Here is a 20,805-nt window from a genome sequence, read left to right on the forward strand (position 1 = left end):
TAGAGTCAGCTTGATTAAGTTGGTTTATTTTTGACTATGGATTTACTCTGCCTACCATCATTTCCCCAAAAGACAGCTAGCAATTACACTGATTACAGTACTTTTTTCGTGCTTAGTTTAGCTTGTGTGAAAAGTAACAGATAGTCGAATCCTCCTGCTTTGGAGTCCGTTCCAGACATGTTAAAGCCTCCGAATGGGTGCACTCCTACTAATGCACCTGTACATTTCTTATTAATATATAAATTGCCGCAATGCTGATTTTCTAATGCATACTCGATTCGATCATCTTGAGTAGAAAAAAAGGAGCCGGTCAAGCCATATTCGGTATCGTTATATACTTCAATACCTGTTTTCCAATCAGGCACCTTACAGATTGCGAGAATTGGACCAAAAATTTCCTCTTTCATAATGCGAGCATCTGCGGGAACATCTATAAAAATAGTTGGTTCAATATAGTAGCCATTTCCTTCTGCACGAGACCCACCTATTGCGAGGTTCCCTTCGTTTTTGCCAATTTCAATATAGCCTAGTATTTTGTTTAATGCTTTTTCATCAATCACTGGCCCTACTGCTGCATTCGTCTCTGGTAGGCCAATAGCTAAATTTTTTGTTCGTGCTACTACCTTTTCTACGACTTTATCATACACAGATTCCACAATAATTGCTCTAGATCCAGCAGAACATTTTTGACCTTGAAAACCAAACGCCGCTGCCACAATCGCTTCTGCTGCTGCATCAAGATCTGCTGTTTCATCGACTACAATGCCATCTTTCCCACCCATTTCGGCTACAATTCGCTTTAACCACATTTGGCCAGGCTGTACAACAGATGCACGCTCATAGATACGGCAGCCTACAGCACGAGATCCAGTGAAGGAAATGAATCTTGTTTTAGGATGCTCCACTAAATATTCTCCTACTTCCAAACTATCGCCAGGAAGATAATTAATAACACCCGACGGCAAACCCACTTCTTCCATTAATTCTACAAACTTAGCAGCAATAACTGGTGTATTATCGGACGGCTTTAAGATAACGGTATTCCCCGATACGACTCCAGCAACTGTTGTCCCTGCCATAATAGCAAGCGGGAAGTTAAATGGAGAAATAACAACCCCTACCCCAAGCGGAATATAGGTAATCTTATTATCTACTTCACCAGCTGTCGGGTATAGCGGTTGGTGGATCGATGTCTCACTTAAACGAATCATTTCTCTCCCGTAAAACTCAAGGAAGTCAATTGCTTCCGCAGTATCTGCATCTGCTTCTACCCAGTTCTTCCCTGACTCTAAGATTAAATATGCGGAAAACTCATGTTTTCTTTCCCTCATTAATTGTGCAGCTTTAAACAAATATTCAGCACGCTCAGCTGGTTTTACTTTCTTCCATGTCTCAAACGATTGCAAGGCTTCCTGCATGGCCTTTTCTGCATACTCTTTATTCCCTTTACTTACTTCTCCGATGACTTCATCTACATTCGCCGGATTAATCGATACCGTTTTTTCTTTTGTCATAATTTTGGCTTTGCCAATTACAAGGGGGAAGGTTTTTCCTAATTCCTCTTTTACTTTTTGAATAGCGGCTTCCATTGCATGCTGGTTCTCGATTTTTGTAAAATCGGTAAACGGTTCATTTTTATACGGTGGGATACTTGTCATATTCGTCATCTTTTATTTCTCCTTTTTTGTTTATATTTTTTCATCCTGATATCTAGCAAACTTAATATATAAAAAGGGGAGCTCGATTCTACCGACTTACTTAAATAAGTTTTTCAAAATAAACCAAACGTTTGCTGGTCTTTCTGCCAATCTTCTCATAAAATAGCCGAACCAATCTTTTCCGTATGGCACATACACTCTTACTTTGTACCCTTCTTTCACTAGCTTATTTTGCAAATCCTCACATATTCCATACAGCATTTGAAATTCAAACTTGTCTTTATCAATCCCATGATTTGCGGCAAGCTCTTTAGTGAATTGGATTATTTTTTCATCATGGCTGGCAACAGCTGTGTAGTTTCCATTCAGCATATGCATTTCAATAATTTTTTTATAATTTTCGTCTACGTCCTTTTTCTCTGGAAAGGCAACATCCGGTGACTCTTTATAAGCCCCCTTTACCAAACGCAGATTTGCGCTTAATTCATTCAAATGTTTCATATCTTCTTCTGTTCGATACAAATAGGCTTGAATGACCAAACCAACATTATCATATTCCTTGCGGAGCTCTTCATAAATATCAATGGTTACTTGACAATGAGCGTAGTCTTCCATATCGATACGGACAAAGTTTCCGTATTGGTTGGCTCTAGAAACAATTTTCCGCATGTTGTTCAAGCATAATTCCTTATCAATATCCAACCCCAGTGATGTCATTTTGACTGATAAATGAGAGTGAACGCTAGATGCATGAATCTCATCTAGTGTTTTTAAAGACATTCTCGTTGATTCATCTGCTTCTTCTTTCGTATAGACAAACTCTCCTAAATGATCAAGCGTAACCACTCTACCTGATTTGTTTAATTCACTGACTTTTGAAATTGCCTCTGCTATCGTTTCACCAGAAACGAATCGTTTTGCTCCAAAGCGTAAACCGTATTTGCGAGCTAATTTATTGGCGGACTTATTCTTAGCTAATGACTGAAACATATTTCTCAATGCAACTTCCATCATCAAGCTCCCCTTTTTGAACACTTTTGTTTAAAATCTTAACACTGTACATTTGTGTTTAATTCTTACTTCGATTATACAATAATACCAGCTTTGAAATCTATAATTTTCTGATTAATTTTTATTATTAAAATACTGGAAGCGCATAATTTATTTCTTTTGATAGCTGCTTAAAATTTTGAGAGAAGAGTATCCGAAATGATTAATGATTGAGGCTGCCAATCACATAAAAAAAGATTGTCCGACTAGTACTCTCTTTAAAAAAGATTCTAACCCCTCTTTTAAAAGAGTACTTCACAGACAATCTCTTAACTAATTTTGTATGTTCTCTGGTTGTGTTTTCTTCTAGTCATTCTTTTTGCTAATACTCCATATCTCGGAGAGCAAAGGAAGCTTATCATAAAAATGATACCTGTAGAAAAAGCCATCGCCCCTGAAATAGAGGTATCTAACCATACCGCCATATAATAGCCAATAAACGCCGATAAAATCCCAAACCCACTGCTTAACAGAAAAAGAAAGGATAATCGATCTGTCCATAAATAAGCTGCCGCCGCAGGAGTAATAAGCATTGCTACTACCATAATTGCGCCAACAGCATCAAAAGCTGCCACTGTTGTTAAGGAAACCAAAGACATAAATAAATAATGCATAAAGATAACCGGAATACCAAGGCTTGCAGCAAGTGCAGGATCAAATGAAGTAATTTTCCACTCTTTATAGAATGTAATAATGACCAATAGAATTACAAATAACACGCCGCTAAGTAATACTACTGCCTCTGGAACACTTCCTAGAATGGGGACTTCTACTCTTTCCCATGGGATGAAAGTAATTTCTCCCATTAAAGTATGTTTCACATCTAAATGGGCATTGCCTACTTTGGTTGCAATTAAAATGACCCCTATCGCAAATAGTGTAGTAAAGACGATTCCAATCGAAGCTTCTTGTTGAACTCCGCGTGAATGCAGCCACTGAATGAAAAACGCAGTAATAAGGCCAGCAATAACCGCGCCAATCAACATATGAATTCCTGTTAATTCTCGTGTTATTAAATAAGCACACACTATCCCCAATAACACGGTATGGCTAATAGCATCAGCCATCATAGCCATTCTTCTTAAAATCAACAAAACGCCAATTAAACCACAACTTAGTCCTACTAATGAGGCAGTCAACAATATCCAACCTGTATAGCTCATTATTGTTCTACCTCCCTCGTCATTTTTACTAACTCCATGCTCTTCCTTTGTCGTTTCTGTTGAAAATAGACAACAGCCAATCCTTTTTTACCTCCTAAAAATAAGGAGATAAAGAAAATAGCAGCTGCGGTTACTACGATAAACGGACCAGTTGGCCATCCTTTTCCAATTGTGCTTAAAAATGTTCCAATCATTCCGGAGGCTCCTCCAAACAAGGCGGAAAGAATCACCATCACTTTAAAGGATTCTGTCCAATATCTAGCACTTACACTTGGAATTATTAATAAGGCTGCCATTAATATGACGCCGACCGCTTGAATGCCAACCACAATAACTAAAACAAGAATTGCCATATAGAGTGCATTCATCCCCGTTATGGATATACCTAATCCTTTCGCAAAGCTTGGATCGAACAAAAAAATTTTCCACTCTTTAAAAAGAATTACTGTTAAGAAAAGTACAATAATAGCCACCATCATCATGGTCCAGACATCTCTTGATACCATAGATGCCGCTTGCCCAAAAATAAAACTATCCAGTCCACTTTGATTACCGCCAGGCATTCGATTAGCAAATGACAACAGCATAATCCCTAAGCCGAAGAAAACTGATAATACAATTCCCATGGCTGCATCTTCTTTCACACGACTTGAGCTTCTGATCCACTGAATAAGAAATGCACCTAATAAAGCGGTAATCGCTGCTCCAATTATCATGACAAATAGATTTTTTTCTCCCAGTACTATAAACCCTAATACAACTCCTGGTAACGCAGCATGAGAAAGGGCATCACTCATTAAGCTTTGTCTCTTCCAATAAGCGAAGCTTCCAATAACACCTGCTGCCATTCCTAATAAGAACGTACTGAATAATACAGATTGCGCATTATAAGAAAGAAAACTAAACATTATCTCTTCTCTCCCATCCAGTGCAAGGTACCACCATATGCTTTCCTAATGTTTTCTTTTGTGAAAGTCTCACTTGTAGGACCATGGGCAATGACTGTTTTATTTAACAGGAGAACATGATCAAAATATTCTTCAACAGTCTGCAAATCATGGTGGACGACCATAACAGTTTTACCGCGCTCTTTCAACATCTTTAAGGTTTCCATAATCGCCTTTTCCGTTGTTGCGTCTACTCCAGCAAGCGGTTCATCTAAGAAGTAAAGATCAGCCTCTTGCGCCAGCGCGCGTGCAAGAAACACACGCTGCTGCTGTCCACCTGATAACTGACTAATCTGACGATCTGCATAGTCTTCCATCTTCATTTCTTTTAAGGCTGCCATTGCCTTTTGTTTATGCTCTTTCTTCGGCCACTTGAGCCACCCTATTTGCCCATATAAACCCATTGTTACTACATCAAGAGCATTTGTTGGAAAGTCCCAGTCTACCGAACCACGCTGGGGTACATACCCAATTCTCGATTTGGCTGTTTGATAGGTTTCACCAAAAAAGTTCACCTCTCCACTAATAGCATGGTGAAGCTCTAATATTACTTTTAACAAAGTAGATTTCCCGGCCCCATTTGGTCCGACGATACTCGTCAGAGTTCCCTTCTCCACTTGAAAACTAACATCAGATAGTACTTCATTTTTACGATAAGCAGCGGACACATTTTCCACTGTAAGTACTGTCTCCATCTTTATTCCACTCCTCTGCTCAATGCTTGATAGATGGTTGAAACATTATGTTCATACATCCCGATATATGTTCCTTCATTCGATTTCGCATCGCCCATAGCATCAGAGAATAATTCTCCTCCAAGTTCTATATCAAGCCCTTGTTTTTTTGCTCCTTCCAGAACGGCATTGATGGAGGCTGGGTTAATGCTGCTTTCAACAAAAACTGCTGGAACTTGATGCTCTACTAGTAATGCAATAGTATCCTCTATATCCGTTAACCCAATTTCAGCTTCCGTACTTAAACCTTGTAAACCAACAACCTCTATATCTAGCATTCTTCCAAAATAGCCAAATGCATCATGTGCTGTAACCAATACCCGCTTATCTTCAGGTAATGATTCCATTTGTGTTCTTGCTTCTTCTTTTAATGAATCTAATTTCGCAAAATATTCCTGTTTATTTTTTTCAAAATAGTCACTATCATCAGGTGACGCTTTCTTTAACTCGGTCGTTGCAGCATCAAGTGCCTCTTTCCACAAATCAACATCAAACCAAATATGGGGATCAATTGCGCCTTCCTCATCCTTCAAAAGCTTCTCTTCTGCGATACCATCCCCAATCGCAAGAACTGGTTTTGTTTTGCCGATTTCTGCAAAAACCTTTACCATGTTTGCCTCTAGATGCAGCCCGCTATAAAAGACAATATCCGCCCCATCCATTTTCTGGATATCCCCTTGTGTCGCTGTATACAAATGAGGATCCACTCCAGGTCCCATCAAGCTTTGCACTTCTACTTTATCGCCGCCAATAACCGACATAGGCTCTGCAATTTGCGCAATTGTAGTAACAATCGTAAGCTTACCATCTTCTTTTGATTCCGTTGATTCAGCTGAACATCCTGTTAGAAAAACAAACGACATTAGCAATCCTGTTAGTACCAATTTCCACATTATTCCTGCCCCCTTTTCTTTATCGCAACAAACATACCATTTGGACAATTTGTTTCCCTAAGGAAACTTTTATGTTTATATACAAAATACTTAACTATTCGAAAAATGTCAATGATTTAATCGTGATTAGGGAAAATTTTTTAAGTAACTTTGCTAACATTCAATAAAAAAAGATGCCTTTATTAACAGCATCTCTCTTAAAAACTATTTTGTTATCCAAATATCTTCTCCCATAACTCCACAAGAAAGAATTTCACTTCTACTTCTTCTTCTTTTTCTCCTTCTACAAATACAGGATCTTGTTTCTCTTCCGCTTTAGTTTGTTCTTTTTGTTCTTTCTTTTCTTTCTTTTCTTTCTTTTCTTTCTTTTCTTTCTTTTCTTTCTTTTCTTTCTTTTCTTTCTTTTCTTTCTTTTCTTTCTTTTCTTCCTTTACTGCTTTATCTTCTTTTTCTTCTTTCTTCTCTTCCTCAAATCCATCACTTACCGCAACTCCGTTAGAGAAATCCAAGAAGCATAATGGCGGGAAAAGAACACACCACCAATTTGCCCCTTCACCTTCTCCTAAAGTAATTAAAATGGCATCATATTGTCCAGCTGGATATAAGAACTCACCATAAAGCTTAGTTGGAAAATCCACTTTATCAAACGTAACATTTACAGCTTGATTGGCTTTTTCTTCTTCTACTACTCTTTCCGCAATCAGTTTAATCTCTGGTAATTTTTTCTTCAATAAGTCTTTTGCTGCTTCTTTAGAAGTTAATTCGGAAACCCAGTTTGTAATTTCCTCATTTACAGCATCTCTTACTTTTCTTTTTAACTCCTGATCATTTTCCTTATCACTATTTGCTAAAATTCTTAGACGAATCGCATCATTAGGAATAATTACTTCATTATTTGCTGTCACTTCATTTTTTGGAATATATAAACTCATCATTGTAGATAAAATAAGTACAAATAAATAAATAGTTGCCATCGGTTTATTTTTCATCTTTAGCACCGCCCCTTCACTAACACAGTGTGGGCAGATTAATAGAATCTTAAACTAGTAAATTTCATTTTTTTGGAGTAATTTTTTGTAGAATGGGAATTTGTCTTCATTTATTTTGCCGTTTGCTGCTTTTTCTTGCAGTTCTCCCACCTTACACTTGCGGCTCCTCCTCTCCAACTTATAAAACGACTCTTCCCAAATAAAAAAAGCATATGCTATTACACCGTATAACCGGGTATAGCATATGCCTTTTCTCCTACTAATCAAAAGCCTACTTCGGCAAATACCATGCGATCTTTGCCATTGATATCATATTGAACTTCTACTTTTGCCTGAGGGAAAGCGGCTTCTAAAAGCTGTGCAACAGCATTGCTCTGGCCCGCACCTACTTCAAAGCCAATAATAGCTTTTTCCTTGACGACCTGAGGTAGTTCTTCACATAGCCTTTTATACAAAAGGAGCCCATCTTCTCCGGCAAACAGTGCTCTATGCGGCTCGTGCTCGGTTACCACGTCAGACATCGTCATGACATCCCCTTCTGGTATATAGGGAGGATTGGAGAGTACAACGTCAAAGCTTTTCCCTTGGGCAATAAATGGCTGCAATAAATCTCCTTGTACAAATTCTATTGGATCTGCCCCTAAATTCCCAGCATTCTGCTTTGCAACAGCTAATGAAACTTCATAAAGATCACTAGCTACCACCTGCAAGGATGGACATTCTAGCTTCATAGTCACAGCAATTGCCCCGCTTCCTGTCCCCACATCTATTAGCTTTAACGCTGCATCTTTTCCAAACAGTCTATCTATCCGTGCAAGCGCAGATTGTACAAGCTCCTCCGTTTCTGGTCGAGGAATGAGCACTTCCTTATTCACCTTAAAAGCTCTGCCATAAAAGTCTTCTTGACCAATAATATATTGGACTGGTTGTCCTTTGGCATGCAAGTAGACTAGCTTTTGGAAATCCTTGAATTGTTCATCACCTATGTCTTCACGAAATTTCATAAGCATTTCAGATCTACTCACTTGTAAAGAATGCCTTAATAATAACTCCGCTGCATATTCTTCTCTATTATGCTCCTTTAAAAAAGAAGAAGCCCATTTTAGGGCTTCAAATACCTTACACATCGGAAGCACTTTCCAAACGACTAGATTGTTCTTCAAAAATGAGGGCATCGATAATATCATCCATTTTTCCTTGAAGAATTTGGTCTAACTTTTGAATAGTTAATCCGATACGATGGTCAGTCACACGGTTTTGCGGGAAATTATACGTACGAATACGCTCAGAGCGGTCCCCTGTTCCAACCGCAGATTTACGTTGTTGATCATATTCTGCTTGTGCTTCTTGCTGGAATTTATCATAAACACGCGCACGTAATACTTTCATTGCTTTTTCTTTATTTTTTATCTGTGATTTTTCATCCTGACAGGAAACGACTGTACCTGTTGGAAGATGCGTTAAACGGACAGCAGACATCGTTGTATTAACACTTTGCCCTCCAGGACCACTAGAAGCAAATGTATCTACACGAATATCTTTTTCATGGATTTCAATCTCTACTTCTTCTGCTTCAGGCAAACAAGCAACTGTTGCAGTAGACGTATGGATACGACCACCAGATTCCGTTTCCGGCACCCGCTGTACACGATGGGCCCCATTTTCAAACTTTAATTTGCTGTATGCCCCTTTTCCGTTAATCATAAAGATGATTTCTTTATAGCCGCCAACACCTGTTGAGCTCGCATCGATGACTTCCATCTTCCATCCTTGCGCCTCCGCAAAGCGGCTATACATACGGAAAAGATCCCCTGCAAATAATGCAGCTTCATCTCCTCCGGCAGCACCTCTTATTTCCATAATAACGTTTTTATCGTCATTAGGATCTTTAGGGATTAACAATATTTTCAAACGTGCTTCTAACTCTTCAATACGTGCTGCTGTTTCATCTAATTCCTCTTTTACCATCTCGCGCATTTCTGGATCTAGCTTTTCTTCCAGCATTGCTTTAGCTTCTACATGCTGTTCTTTTACTTCTTTATATTCACGATAAACTTCTACTGTTTCTTGAATATCCGATTGTTCCTTCGAATAGTCACGCAGTTTTTTTGTATCATTCACAATTTCAGGATCACTTAATAATTCATTAAGCTTGTCATAACGATCCTCGACAGCTTGAAGACGATCAAACACACTATTCACCTCGTTTTTATCCATAACGTATTCATTATATTATAGGCTATTTTTCTCGTCAAAACCAATTCTTATGAAAAATAGCATTTTATCGCTTCTTTTCTTTTTCAAAAAAATTCTTCCACTTAAAAAATAGCGCCTTAATTAAATAAGCATAAGAATGTAGAGCCAATTTTTTCATTATCTATTATAATAGATATAACACTAAAAAGAGAGGAAATGACAAATATGTCCCTAACGAACCATTCCATTTACGAATATGTGATGGACAAGGCGCCCTCTATTACGAAAACATGGTTTGCTATTAAAGATGGAGAACCAGGGTCTATTTACTCAAAAAACACCTCCCCTGCAGTTGAAGAAATGCTTAAAAAGCAGCATGCTTTTACCATTCAGACTGTTATCAGTGCATTTCTAGAAGATGAAAGCATCTTTGCTGATAATCTAGAAGTATGGGCAAATGAAGTTGCTAAAAGCAGGGTAGAATTAGCAACGCCTGTTCATGAAGTATTAGAGGCATTAAGTATTACAAGAAAGGCAATATGGGATACAATTGAACAATTTATCCTTGAGCATAAAGAAGTTTCAACAGCCTTAGTTTTACAATGGAGCACTAAATATCACTCTACTTTTGATCAATTGACAAATCAATTTACCAGTATGTATCATACTTTTACCAAAGAAAAAATCCATTCCCAAGAGGAGCTTATCCAGCAATTAAGCGTTCCTGTTATTCCAATTACTGATTCGATTGGTGTTCTTCCCCTAATCGGTGACATTGATAGCTTACGTGCAAAACTAATATTAGAAACCGTTCCTGTACGCTGCAAAGAGGAAGGCATTGAGCATCTGTTCATTGATTTATCAGGTATTTCTTCCATTGATACAATGGTTTTGCATGAGTTAATGAAACTAACAAAAATACTTTCTTTCATTGGTATTGAGTCTACTATTTCTGGACTTAGTCCTGATACAGCACAAATGATTGCTGCCTTGGGAATTAAATTGGGGAAAGTTTCCACATTCAGTACGCTAAAACAAGCGCTATCTTTACAGGAAAAGTCTTTAGATGTCGCAGCCTCTAGCATTAGTACTATGCCTTTCGCAAAGCATAAACCATAAAAAAACTCTGCTAAATTGTTTATACTACTATCGGAAATGGATTTCCTGCATAGCAATAAATGATTTAGCAGAGTTATTAATCTTTTTTCTATTAAACTAGTAAAATTAGAATCCTTTATTCAGAATTTCTTCTCCTACAAATTCATCACGTATCTCGCCAACAATCTCTTCTAGAATGTCCTCCATTGTAACGAGTCCTACAATTACGCCTCTTTCATTTTTCACTAAAGCCATGTGCACTCTTTCTTGCTGCATTTTAAGAAGAACATTTTTGATTGGTGACGTTTGAAAAAAAATAGGCATCTCATGAATAAATTCTTCCATTTTCGTTTCTCTTCCTGCTACCACATTTGGCAGCATTTCTTTTGTATTTACATACCCTACTAGCTTTGTTCCATCCTTTGTAACAGGGTAACGAGTATATTCATGTGTATCCAAGACAGTCAACATTTCTTCCAATGACATTTCTATTTCTACATTCACAATTTGTTCTCTTGGAATCATAATTTCTTTTAGAATTCGATTATCAAAAGCAAAAATATTCTTTAAATAGGCTAATTCTGTTTGATTGATTTCGCCACTCTCATAACTTTGAGTCACAATCAACTTTAATTCCTCTTCCGAATGGGCTATTTCATGTCCAGTCGGTTTTATACCAAACCATCCGAGGATCGCTCTAGATGAGCCATTTAGAGCATGGATAATCGGCTTTGTAACCTGCCCAAACCAATATAAGCCAGGAGCAAACATCAGCGTCATTTTTTCAGCATATTGAATAGCCAATGTCTTTGGAGCCAATTCTCCGACTACAACATGTAAAAAAGAAACAACTGACAAAGCAATTGCATAGGAGAGTACAGTTGATAAAGCATTAGGCACATCGAACCTCTCAAACAAAGGATGAAGGATTTTTTCTACTGTTGGTTCCCCTAAAGCTCCTAAAACGAATGCCGTAATGGTAATCCCAAGCTGACAGGCAGATAAATAGTAATCTAAGTCATGCGCTACTTTTTTTGCAATAATTGCCTTTTTATTTCCCTCGGCAATAAGCTGATCCAGCCGTGACATTCTTACTTTTAAAATAGCAAATTCCGCCCCAACGAAAAACGCTGTTAACATAATAAATACTGCTACTAAAAACAAATTCAATAGTATTATACTGTCCAATTATTTCCCTCTTTTAAAGGGATTCACCTCCATGAGTTATCGATAAAGCAGTTTTGACATCTAGATAGTTTTAAAAGCGTTTTGTGTAAGGCTAACCTCTTTGATCTGGTAGTTATCCATATCGGTCACAGTCCATAATCGGTCCCCTTGTTCTACTTGATCCCCAATTTTTGCTGTATCTAATAGCTGATATTGTATCCAGCCTGCAATAGTATCAAGTTCTTCCCTTTCTTCAAACGGGATTCCAAAACGTTCTTCTAATTCATCTAGCAATACACGGCCATTAATGAAATATTTATCCTTCCCCGACTCTCGGATGTCCGCCACTTCATCTGCATCAAACTCATCACGGATTTCTCCAACAAGTTCCTCTAGTATATCTTCCATTGCCAGGATACCAGAAGTACCACCATACTCATCAATAACCAATAACATATGCACTCTCTCCTGCTGCATTTTTAAAAGAGCATCCTGCAATCTTGTTACTTCTAACACAACCGGAAGGTCACGAACGAACTCTTCTAATTGACGATTTCTTCCCCAAGCCATTTGTGTGAGCATTTTCTTTACATTCACTACACCAATAATATGATCTTTATCTCCATCCTCTGTTACAGGATAGCGCGTATAATTATGCTCATCCAAGACCTTTACAATCTCTTCATAGGACATATCTTTATTTAGTGTTACTAACTCTGTTCTAGGAACCATAATATCCTTCGCTACTCTTTCATCAAAGGAAAATACATTTTCCATATATTCAAGCTCTGTTTGATCAATTTCTCCACCTTGATAACTCTGTGTCATTACTATTTTCAATTCTTCTTCAGAATAGGCCTGTTCGTGCTTAACAGGTTTGATCCCCATTAAACGAAGTACTACTTGTGCAGAACCATTCAATGCCCATATAAAAGGTTTCATCACCTTACCAAACCAATATAATGGCGGCGCCAGCAATAAGGTTAATTTTTCAGCGAATTGAATAGCAAGTGTTTTCGGGGCCATTTCTCCTACCACCACATGCAAGAAAGTTACCAATGCAAAAGCAATAGCATAGGAAGCAACTGAGGCAACAGATGGAGAAGCATTCAGTAAATTAAATACTGGATACAATAGTTGCTCAATTGCCGGTTTTCCTAGGGCACCAAGACCAAGTGCGGTTACGGTAATACCTAATTGACAGGCAGAAAGATAGTAATCTAACTCACTTGCTACTTTCTTCGCCATAATGGCCTTCTTATTTCCTTCTGCTATTAACTGATCAATTCTTGACATACGAATTTTAACAACAGCAAATTCTGCACCAACAAAGAAAGCTGTTAGCGCTATTAATAGCACTAGTAAAAATAAATTGATTATCGTTATTATGTCCAATTATTTCCCTCGTTTCGAGGGATTCACCTCCAGGAATAGTTACATTAAAGACAGTAATTTCATTACGTCTAATAATTTTGTTTCAAGTGTACGATACACTTTCTTTTTCTCTTCCTGCGGCGCATCTTTCAATCGTTCTTCCAAGGAGGCCAGTTTTTTATGCAAACAGGCAATTTCGTCCTGTACCTCATCCATCATTGGTTCGATTTCTTGGTCTTCCATTGAATGAATGACTTTTCGTATTTCTTCAATCGACATACGTTGTTTTTTCAAAAGTTTTATTCGTTCCAATGTATAGAGAACATCTTCGGAATACAGGCGATAATTGGAATCAGATCGCGTCACCGGAAGCAATTTATTACTTGTATAGTAATCAATCGTTCTTGTAGATAATCCGCTTAATTTCGCCACTTGGCCAATACGCAATAACGCCTTCCCAATGAAAAAACCCCTTTCTGTTTATAAGTTAATTATATAGTAACATGCAAAACAAAATCCGTACAGTATTACGTTACGGTTTATCGTTCATGTTGATAATGAATTTTACCTAAGAATAGCAGACGAATTCCAGGATTTTATCAATTCTACGGTTTTGTACTTGTTTTCGATATTCTCTATAAACAATAAAAAAGCTCCCGTTAAGAAGGATCAACCATTCCTAACAAGAGCTTTTTCTTATAAAGCTGTTGAGGTATTATCTTTATTTGCTTTCTCTGTACTTCTAGGTACTTCATGATGATGGCGACATCTTGGTTCATAAGATTCAGAAGCACCTACTAAAATTACAGGATCTTCATAGTTAGCTGGGGCACCATTAATCAATCTTTGTGTTCTACTTGCTGGAGAACCGCAAACGGCACAAACTGCCTGAAGCTTCGTCACTAATTCTGCGATCGCCATTAATTCTGGCATTTTTCCGAATGGCTCGCCTCTAAAGTCTTGATCTAGACCAGCACAAATCACTCGATGGCCACTATTTGCCAAATGTTGAATAACTCCAATAATTTCATCATCAAAAAACTGCACTTCATCTATTGCAACTATCTCTATATCGGAAGTAACATATTCAAAAATGTCTGCTGATTTACTAATAGGAATCGCATTGGTTGCAGTTCCATTATGAGAAACGACAGATTTCTCACTATAGCGATTATCGATACTTGGTTTAAACACTATAAACTTCTGCTTAGCAAATTGCGCTCTTCTTACACGACGGATGAGTTCTTCTGATTTTCCTGAAAACATACTTCCACAAATAACTTCTACCCATCCATGATGTTTCATTACATACATGAAACCGCTCCTTCCTAGATAAAACAACTTGTCTCTTCCATTACTCTATTTATATTTTCCTAATTAATAGTCAAGATATGAAAATCACTATCCATATTCTCTCTTACATACTTTAACAGCTATCCATGCTAATGGAAATAATAGATTCACTTCAAATATCATTTTTACTAGCATCTCGCATGAAAAATAGACAAAAAAATAACATAAGATACTTAAGAATAAAAGTTATATCATGACTTTCATTCTTAAAAATCCTACTATCAGTCCAAATAAAAAACAGGCAAGGAGAAGTAACTTCTTGCCTGTTCTTGATATTCCATATTACTTAAGACCGTATTTTTTGTTGAAGCGATCAACACGTCCGCCAGCTTCAGCAAATTTTTGACGTCCAGTATAGAACGGATGGCACTCAGAACAAGTTTCAACTTTGATTTCTTTTTTAACAGAACCAGTTTTGAACTCGTTACCACAAGCACATTTCACCGTAATTTCGTTATAAGTTGGATGAATTCCTGTTTTCATTCCTTTTCATCTCCTTCCGCCCTGCAACTTTCGAAACAGAGTTCTAAAACAGTGCTTAGACACTGTAATTGTAAAACACATTGATTATATTATAACAAGTACATTCTTGTTTTGCAACACTATTAACCATGCATTAATTACCAAATATTGAAAAAAACTGAAAGTCTTCAATCATAGAAATAAATAATTTAAAAATCACTTATATCGCTTTTATCTGTGATTAGGAACGCTTCGCAGTTCCTGCTTTCATTTGTTCACCTAGGATGGCAAAGAAATCCTCATTGCTTTTCGTTTGTCTTAATTTTCTTAAGAACTTTTCAGCAAAGTCTGGTGAATCAGACATTGACTTACGAATAGCCCATAGCTTGTCTAAATGTTCTTTAGGAATCAATAATTCTTCTTTTCGTGTTCCAGAGCGTCTAATATCAATAGCAGGGAATATTCTTCTTTCTGCTAATGCACGATCTAAATGAAGCTCCATATTACCTGTTCCTTTAAATTCTTCATAAATAACATCGTCCATACGTGAACCAGTATCAACTAGTGCTGTAGCCAATATAGTTAAAGAACCGCCTTCTTCGATATTACGTGCAGCACCAAAGAATCGTTTTGGTCTATGGAATGCTCCTGGATCAATTCCTCCCGATAAAGTTCTTCCACTTGGAGGAATGACTAGGTTATAGGCACGAGCTAATCTTGTGATACTATCCATCAAGATAATAACATCACGTTTATGTTCTACAAGACGCATTGCTCTTTCTAGTACTAATTCAGCAACTTTAATATGGTTTTCGGGAACTTCATCAAATGTAGAGCTAACAACGTCTCCACTTACAGATCTTTCAATATCTGTTACTTCTTCAGGTCTTTCATCAATGAGTAAAACAATCAACTCTGCCTCTGGATGATTTGTTGTAATACTATTTGCTATTTCCTTGATCAGCATTGTCTTACCTGCTTTAGGAGGAGCTACAATGAGACCGCGTTGTCCAAAGCCAACAGGAGCTAACACATCCATTATTCTAGTAGATACATTTCTCTGTGTTGTTTCTAAATGTATTTGACGATTCGGGTATAGAGGCGTTAAGGCTGGAAAATGAACTCTTTCTTTTGCTGTCTCTGGATCGTCTCCATTAACAGCTTCTACTTGAAGTAAGCCAAAATACCTTTCGTTTTCTTTAGGTGGGCGAACTTTCCCTGAAACTTTATCTCCATTTCTCAAATCGAATCTTCTAATCTGAGATGCTGAAATATAAATATCCTGTGAACTTGGAGAGTAATTAATCGGTCTTAAGAAGCCAAATCCTTCTGACTGAATAATCTCTAGAACACCTTCCATGAAGAAATAGCCTTCTTGCTCTGCTCTTGCCTTTAAGATGGAAAAAATCAGTTCTTTTTTTGTTAACTTACTGTAATAGGCAACTTTATATTCGCGAGCTAATTCATACAGCTCTTTTAATTTCATATTTTCTAAACTAGATATATTTAATCCCATTTTTACACCACTCTTTTATATTTTCAGTTATCCCTACCATTTATTTCGAAATGTGGGAAGGTTTTTCTTCTGTTTGAGGCGAACGCTTTTTGTGAAGAGAAATTTTGATGCGAGAAATAATTAAAGTGAAGGATGGAAAAGAAGAATCCTGCTTCTTCTCCAGCTATCGATAAATCGTATACTTTCATTTTCTTATAACTTTTTTCATAAGAATGGCTTTCTTTCAATAAAGCGGAAGGAGCCTTGATTTGAATATAAATTTATCTTAAGAGGAGTTTTTATTTTATCCTTCAGGTTTCTATTAGCTTCAACGAGAATCAATTAAAAGCAATCTCTATTTTACCTCCATCTACGAAAAATGTGCAACAAGAATTTTTTTACCAACACTTGTCCACTCCATAATGGAAGCGGAATATGGATGAAGTTTCGTTTTCATCCTTCTTTTTTTAGGGTCGTTCGAAAAGGAAGGTATGGAGGAAGCTTAATGAATATTCCCGTTTTGGAGGACATTTATTTTTTCACAAAGCAAATTTAAAAGGATGGTCCCTACACCCCTTTTATAGCGAAAATCTTACGTATGAATGGTTTATTAGACTTATTTCCGTTCAAATTCTTTTTCCAAAAAGTTTTTAATGAATCTAGAACAGAGGGAACTTCCTCCCTCTGTTCTCCTATATTGGCTAATAAATAGAAAAAGGTTCTACACATGATTCTTAATGAATAACACGGCGCTTTACTAGTTCATTATAGCTTAGCCATTATTTATTTGTTCATATTCCTCTTCGGTCATCTTTTCTCGCCATATTGTCGCGCCTAAACCAGTAAGTTTTTCCACTATATGGCTGTACCCTCTATCAATATGCTCAAGACCCGTAATTTCTGTCACTCCATCTGCCATAAGCCCTGCTATTACTAAGGATGCACCAGCACGTAAATCACTTGCTTTTACTTTGGCACCTTGCAAATGAACAGGGCCATTAATAATGGCAGATCGTCCCTCAACTTTTATTGCGGCATTCATTCGACGCAGCTCATCAATATGTTTAAATCTTGCACCGTAAATTGTATCTGTAACCATACTTGTACCATTTGTCTTTGTTAAAAGGGACGTGAATGGCTGCTGAAGATCTGTTGGAAACCCAGGATATACAAGTGTTTTTATATCTACTGGTTTCAAAGAGTTATTGGAGCTGATAAACACTTGTTCATCACTTGATTCAATCGAGACTCCCATCTCTCTTAATTTCGCAATTAGAGACTCTAAATGTTGAGGGATCACATTATCCACAAGCACACCATCTCCAACTGCTGCTCCAATTATAATATAAGTACCAGCCTCGATTCGATCCGGAATAATAGTGTGACGGCAACCATGAAGATGATCTACCCCTTCAATCCGAATTACATCAGTTCCTGCACCTTTTATTTTCGCTCCCATATTGGTTAAAAGTGTTGCCACATCAATAATTTCCGGTTCTTTAGCAGCATTTTCGATGATGGTTTTCCCCTTTGCTCGTACTGCTGCAAGCATAATATTGATTGTTGCCCCGACGCTTACTACATCTAAGTAAATTCTTGCTCCCCTTAACTCATCTGCTCGAAGATAAATGGCTCCTTGTTCATTTGTAACCTGTGCACCAAGTGCTTCAAATCCTTTAATATGCTGATCTATCGGTCTTGGTCCTAGATGACAGCCACCAGGTAAGCCAATTACCGCCTTTTTAAATCGTCCTAGCATGGCTCCCATTAAATAATAAGAAGCACGCAATTTTTTTACCTTCCCATTCGGCATAGGCATAGAAATCATAGAAGAGGGATCAATTGTTATATCAGACTCTGATATAGATACCGTTCCACCTAACTCTTCCATAATCTCTTTTAATATCTGAACATCTGAAATGTCAGGCAGTCCCTCAATAGTAACGGGAGATTCAGCTAAAATGGTTGCTGGTATAAGTGCCACTGCACTATTTTTTGCACCACTAACTCTAACCGTTCCTTTTAAAGGTGATCCACCTGCAATCATAAGTTTTTCCATTTCTAGCTCCCTTCTAAGCCAATGCAAAAGTACGAATTCTGCTATAAGTTAATCAAGATGAGGCTTGGATGTAGAATCTTGTTTGAATTACTGTTACTTATTATACCAAATATTAAGACTCAATGGAAAAGTATATATGTATGAACTTTACATTCTATTGTGTTAACAAAGTACAAACATTTTTAGTATTACCTATATAAGGCATCATGATACTCGAACCAATTTATTGGCATTTATCTGGTACTATGAATCTTCAACTTTCATATACGCTTTTTCCATAAACCAGTCATGATAATCTTTGGTAATTCGCTAATCAACTGAAAGCTGCTTGCTAGTATCCCTTTTGAAATATAAATATGGAAGTTATTTTTCGAGGTATTTATTTGTTCCATTCTTTACAAGTATCTCCTTTTACCTCTAACAAAAACATCTTTTTAGAAATATTCCATAAAAAAGAGGATATCCTTTAAGGGCCTTCCCCTAAAAGATATCCTCTCTTTCCTTTAGATAAAATTATGCTTTATTAGAAGAACCAAATTCTTTGATTTTGCCGATTACAGTTGCTTTAATCGCATCACGAGCAGGTCCTAAGTATTTACGTGGATCATATTCTTCTGGTTTAGCAGCTAATGTTTCGCGAACAGCTTTAGCAGAAGCAATTTGGTTTTCAGTGTTAACGTTGATTTTAGCTGTTCCTAAAGAAATAGCTTTTGTGATATCTTTTGTTGGGATACCAGTACCACCGTGTAATACTAATGGTAAACCAGTTAAGTTGCCGATTTCTTCCATTTCTTTAAAACCTAAGTTAGGCTCACCTTTGTAAGGACCGTGAACAGATCCTAAAGCAGGAGCTAAAGTGTCAATGCCAGTACGTTTAACAAGTTCAACACATTCGTTAGCATCAGCATAAATTACACCTTCAGCTACAACGTCATCTTCTTGTCCACCAACAGTACCAAGTTCTGCTTCTACAGAAACACCTTTAGCATGTGCATATTCTACTACTTTAGAAGTAATCTCAACGTTCTCATCAAATGGATGGTGAGAAGCATCGATCATTACAGATGTAAAGCCAGCATCGATAGCTTCTTTACATTTTTCGAAACTTGAACCGTGATCTAAATGAATAGCAACAGGAACTGTGATGTTATAGTCTTCCATTAAACCTTCTACCATTTTAACAACAGTTTTGAAGCCACCCATATAACGGCCAGCACCTTCAGAAACCCCAAGAATAACTGGAGATTTTTCTTCTTCTGCAGCTTGAAGAATTGCTTGAGTAAACTCAAGATTATTTAAGTTAAATTGACCAACAGCATAGCCTTCTGCTTTTGCTTTGTTTAACATGTCTTTCATTGAAACTAAAGGCATATTTCTTCCTCCTTATTTAATGATTGTTCTTTTTTACAAGAGAATCTTTATTAAAATTCCCAAAGGAAAGTTGAATATGTATATAATACCTCAAGTAAAATAAAACGAATCATTCCATTTAAAAACTCAATTGTAATCATACCAAAATAAAACAAGAAATGCTATCGTTCAAGCTTTTTTTTCTATTTTGTCACAAATTAATATACTTTTTGACGAATGAAAGCACTTTAATTCTAAATCCACTTATAAACTATAGAAAAAGCATTGGAAATATGACCTATAATGGCTTAGTAAGAAACATCACAGATTTAGATTTCAAAAAAACAATAGCTTCTAAACAGAAACTACATTTTTAGAGATAAGGGAAAACATATAAGGACTATCTGGCTAATAAATATGTATAAAATATGGCGATTAATGATTAATGTACTTCTTAACAGCCTCTCTCAAATCATCAATATCAAACGGTTTAGCAAAATGCGTTAAGGCACCAAGGTCCTTCGCTTCTTGAATCATATCAAGTTCTCCATAAGCTGTCATGATAATCACACGAATATCTTGATTAAGCTTTTTCATTCGTTTTAAAATTTCAATTCCATCCATTCCTGGAATTTTCATATCAAGCAGCACTAAATCAGGTGATTCTCTTGTCACAATTTCTAACGCCTGATTCCCATTTGCAGCTTGGAACGTCTTATAGCCTTCCTTTTGAAAAACTTCATTCAAAAGGATTCTAATGCCGAATTGATCATCAACAATTAATATTTTCCCTTTCATAAGGAACCTTCCCTTCTAA

Annotated in this window: 20 protein-coding genes; 1 reads left to right on the plus strand and 19 read right to left on the minus strand. The window is 37.0% G+C overall.

The window, feature by feature from the left end; translation table 11 throughout:
* Window positions 1-92: 92 nt before the first annotated feature.
* From pruA to prfA, 9 genes are all read right to left on the minus strand, one after another.
* On the minus strand, window positions 93-1,667 hold the full coding sequence (gene pruA, locus BCI01S_RS04315) for an L-glutamate gamma-semialdehyde dehydrogenase (RefSeq protein ID WP_061796866.1): 1,575 nt from the start codon (window positions 1,665-1,667) through the stop codon (window positions 93-95).
* 87 nt (window positions 1,668-1,754) lie between these two features.
* Window positions 1,755-2,669 carry a proline dehydrogenase family protein gene (locus BCI01S_RS04320; RefSeq protein WP_061796870.1) on the minus strand — a complete coding sequence of 305 codons (915 nt, stop codon included), beginning with the start codon at window positions 2,667-2,669 and terminating at the stop codon, window positions 1,755-1,757.
* A gap of 308 nt (window positions 2,670-2,977) precedes the next feature.
* Entirely contained in the window at window positions 2,978-3,871 is an 894-nt protein-coding gene (locus tag BCI01S_RS04325; protein WP_061796873.1) for a metal ABC transporter permease, read from the minus strand.
* Complete coding sequence (locus BCI01S_RS04330) at window positions 3,871-4,779, minus strand: metal ABC transporter permease (RefSeq protein WP_061796874.1); 909 nt, start codon at window positions 4,777-4,779, stop codon at window positions 3,871-3,873. Before BCI01S_RS04330 ends, BCI01S_RS04325 begins: the two co-directional genes overlap by 1 nt.
* Window positions 4,779-5,513, minus strand: a complete 735-nt coding sequence (locus BCI01S_RS04335; RefSeq protein WP_061796876.1) for a metal ABC transporter ATP-binding protein — start codon at window positions 5,511-5,513, stop codon at window positions 4,779-4,781. The genes BCI01S_RS04330 and BCI01S_RS04335 overlap by 1 nt, the downstream gene beginning before the upstream one ends.
* A 2-nt stretch (window positions 5,514-5,515) precedes the next feature.
* Window positions 5,516-6,445 (minus strand): metal ABC transporter solute-binding protein, Zn/Mn family, encoded by a 930-nt coding sequence (locus BCI01S_RS04340; protein ID WP_061796877.1) that lies wholly within the window; start codon window positions 6,443-6,445, stop codon window positions 5,516-5,518.
* A gap of 212 nt (window positions 6,446-6,657) precedes the next feature.
* Window positions 6,658-7,434 carry a stage II sporulation protein R gene (gene spoIIR, locus BCI01S_RS04345; protein WP_061796879.1) on the minus strand — a complete coding sequence of 259 codons (777 nt, stop codon included), beginning with the start codon at window positions 7,432-7,434 and terminating at the stop codon, window positions 6,658-6,660.
* A gap of 263 nt (window positions 7,435-7,697) precedes the next feature.
* Window positions 7,698-8,561 (minus strand): peptide chain release factor N(5)-glutamine methyltransferase, encoded by an 864-nt coding sequence (gene prmC / locus BCI01S_RS04350; RefSeq protein ID WP_061796880.1) that lies wholly within the window; start codon window positions 8,559-8,561, stop codon window positions 7,698-7,700.
* Entirely contained in the window at window positions 8,554-9,627 is a 1,074-nt protein-coding gene (gene prfA / locus BCI01S_RS04355; RefSeq protein ID WP_047940752.1) for a peptide chain release factor 1, read from the minus strand. Before prfA ends, prmC begins: the two co-directional genes overlap by 8 nt.
* A 219-nt stretch (window positions 9,628-9,846) precedes the next feature.
* Here prfA and BCI01S_RS04360 point away from each other — a divergent pair, with 219 nt between their 5' ends.
* Entirely contained in the window at window positions 9,847-10,749 is a 903-nt protein-coding gene (locus tag BCI01S_RS04360; protein ID WP_082809998.1) for an STAS domain-containing protein, read from the plus strand.
* Between the two features lie 105 nt (window positions 10,750-10,854).
* On the opposite strand, the gene BCI01S_RS04365 is transcribed toward BCI01S_RS04360, so the two are convergent.
* The 10 genes from BCI01S_RS04365 to BCI01S_RS04405 form a co-directional block, all read right to left on the minus strand.
* A complete protein-coding gene (locus BCI01S_RS04365) occupies window positions 10,855-11,916 on the minus strand; it encodes a hemolysin family protein (RefSeq protein ID WP_061796884.1) in 1,062 nt (353 codons plus the stop codon).
* Between the two features lie 60 nt (window positions 11,917-11,976).
* Window positions 11,977-13,290, minus strand: coding sequence for a hemolysin family protein (locus BCI01S_RS04370; RefSeq protein WP_047940755.1), 1,314 nt, complete (start codon window positions 13,288-13,290; stop codon window positions 11,977-11,979).
* 39 nt (window positions 13,291-13,329) lie between these two features.
* The gene (locus tag BCI01S_RS04375; protein WP_047940756.1) at window positions 13,330-13,716 is read right to left on the minus strand and encodes a MerR family transcriptional regulator; all 387 of its coding nucleotides are present in this window, start codon (window positions 13,714-13,716) and stop codon (window positions 13,330-13,332) included.
* A 249-nt stretch (window positions 13,717-13,965) separates the two neighbouring features.
* Window positions 13,966-14,583, minus strand: coding sequence for a thymidine kinase (locus tag BCI01S_RS04380; protein WP_047940757.1), 618 nt, complete (start codon window positions 14,581-14,583; stop codon window positions 13,966-13,968).
* A gap of 321 nt (window positions 14,584-14,904) precedes the next feature.
* Window positions 14,905-15,105, minus strand: a complete 201-nt coding sequence (gene rpmE, locus BCI01S_RS04385) for a 50S ribosomal protein L31 (RefSeq protein WP_047940758.1) — start codon at window positions 15,103-15,105, stop codon at window positions 14,905-14,907.
* Window positions 15,106-15,325: 220 nt separating this feature from the next.
* Window positions 15,326-16,600 carry a transcription termination factor Rho gene (gene rho / locus BCI01S_RS04390; RefSeq protein ID WP_016202506.1) on the minus strand — a complete coding sequence of 425 codons (1,275 nt, stop codon included), beginning with the start codon at window positions 16,598-16,600 and terminating at the stop codon, window positions 15,326-15,328.
* A 751-nt stretch (window positions 16,601-17,351) separates the two neighbouring features.
* On the minus strand, window positions 17,352-18,638 hold the full coding sequence (gene murA, locus BCI01S_RS04395; RefSeq protein ID WP_047940760.1) for a UDP-N-acetylglucosamine 1-carboxyvinyltransferase: 1,287 nt from the start codon (window positions 18,636-18,638) through the stop codon (window positions 17,352-17,354).
* A 260-nt stretch (window positions 18,639-18,898) separates the two neighbouring features.
* On the minus strand, window positions 18,899-19,030 hold the full coding sequence (locus tag BCI01S_RS26145) for a hypothetical protein (RefSeq protein ID WP_268874793.1): 132 nt from the start codon (window positions 19,028-19,030) through the stop codon (window positions 18,899-18,901).
* 121 nt (window positions 19,031-19,151) lie between these two features.
* A complete protein-coding gene (locus BCI01S_RS04400; RefSeq protein WP_047940761.1) occupies window positions 19,152-20,009 on the minus strand; it encodes a class II fructose-bisphosphate aldolase in 858 nt (285 codons plus the stop codon).
* A gap of 414 nt (window positions 20,010-20,423) precedes the next feature.
* Complete coding sequence (locus BCI01S_RS04405; RefSeq protein WP_047940762.1) at window positions 20,424-20,786, minus strand: response regulator; 363 nt, start codon at window positions 20,784-20,786, stop codon at window positions 20,424-20,426.
* Window positions 20,787-20,805: the final 19 nt, after the last annotated feature.

It is taken from the genome of Niallia circulans NBRC 13626 (assembly GCF_001591585.1).
In the GTDB taxonomy this organism is placed as follows: Bacteria; Bacillota; Bacilli; order Bacillales; family Cytobacillaceae; genus Niallia; species Niallia circulans.

What these genes read in the sequence shown, in the direction of transcription:
- pruA (WP_061796866.1), bottom strand. Translation starts at nt 1,667, where the DNA reads ATGACGAATATGACAAGTATCCCACCGTATAAAAATGAACCGTTTACC.
- BCI01S_RS04380 (WP_047940757.1), bottom strand. Translation starts at nt 14,583, where the DNA reads ATGTATGTAATGAAACATCATGGATGGGTAGAAGTTATTTGTGGAAGT.
- BCI01S_RS04340 (WP_061796877.1), bottom strand. Translation starts at nt 6,445, where the DNA reads ATGTGGAAATTGGTACTAACAGGATTGCTAATGTCGTTTGTTTTTCTA.
- rho (WP_016202506.1), bottom strand. Translation starts at nt 16,600, where the DNA reads ATGGGATTAAATATATCTAGTTTAGAAAATATGAAATTAAAAGAGCTG.
- BCI01S_RS04325 (WP_061796873.1), bottom strand. Translation starts at nt 3,871, where the DNA reads ATGAGCTATACAGGTTGGATATTGTTGACTGCCTCATTAGTAGGACTA.
- rpmE (WP_047940758.1), bottom strand. Translation starts at nt 15,105, where the DNA reads ATGAAAACAGGAATTCATCCAACTTATAACGAAATTACGGTGAAATGT.
- murA (WP_047940760.1), bottom strand. Translation starts at nt 18,638, where the DNA reads ATGGAAAAACTTATGATTGCAGGTGGATCACCTTTAAAAGGAACGGTT.
- BCI01S_RS04405 (WP_047940762.1), bottom strand. Translation starts at nt 20,786, where the DNA reads ATGAAAGGGAAAATATTAATTGTTGATGATCAATTCGGCATTAGAATC.
- BCI01S_RS04400 (WP_047940761.1), bottom strand. Translation starts at nt 20,009, where the DNA reads ATGCCTTTAGTTTCAATGAAAGACATGTTAAACAAAGCAAAAGCAGAA.
- BCI01S_RS04320 (WP_061796870.1), bottom strand. Translation starts at nt 2,669, where the DNA reads ATGGAAGTTGCATTGAGAAATATGTTTCAGTCATTAGCTAAGAATAAG.
- BCI01S_RS26145 (WP_268874793.1), bottom strand. Translation starts at nt 19,030, where the DNA reads ATGGAACAAATAAATACCTCGAAAAATAACTTCCATATTTATATTTCA.
- prmC (WP_061796880.1), bottom strand. Translation starts at nt 8,561, where the DNA reads ATGTGTAAGGTATTTGAAGCCCTAAAATGGGCTTCTTCTTTTTTAAAG.
- spoIIR (WP_061796879.1), bottom strand. Translation starts at nt 7,434, where the DNA reads ATGAAAAATAAACCGATGGCAACTATTTATTTATTTGTACTTATTTTA.
- BCI01S_RS04335 (WP_061796876.1), bottom strand. Translation starts at nt 5,513, where the DNA reads ATGGAGACAGTACTTACAGTGGAAAATGTGTCCGCTGCTTATCGTAAA.
- BCI01S_RS04360 (WP_082809998.1), top strand. Translation starts at nt 9,847, where the DNA reads ATGACAAATATGTCCCTAACGAACCATTCCATTTACGAATATGTGATG.
- BCI01S_RS04330 (WP_061796874.1), bottom strand. Translation starts at nt 4,779, where the DNA reads ATGTTTAGTTTTCTTTCTTATAATGCGCAATCTGTATTATTCAGTACG.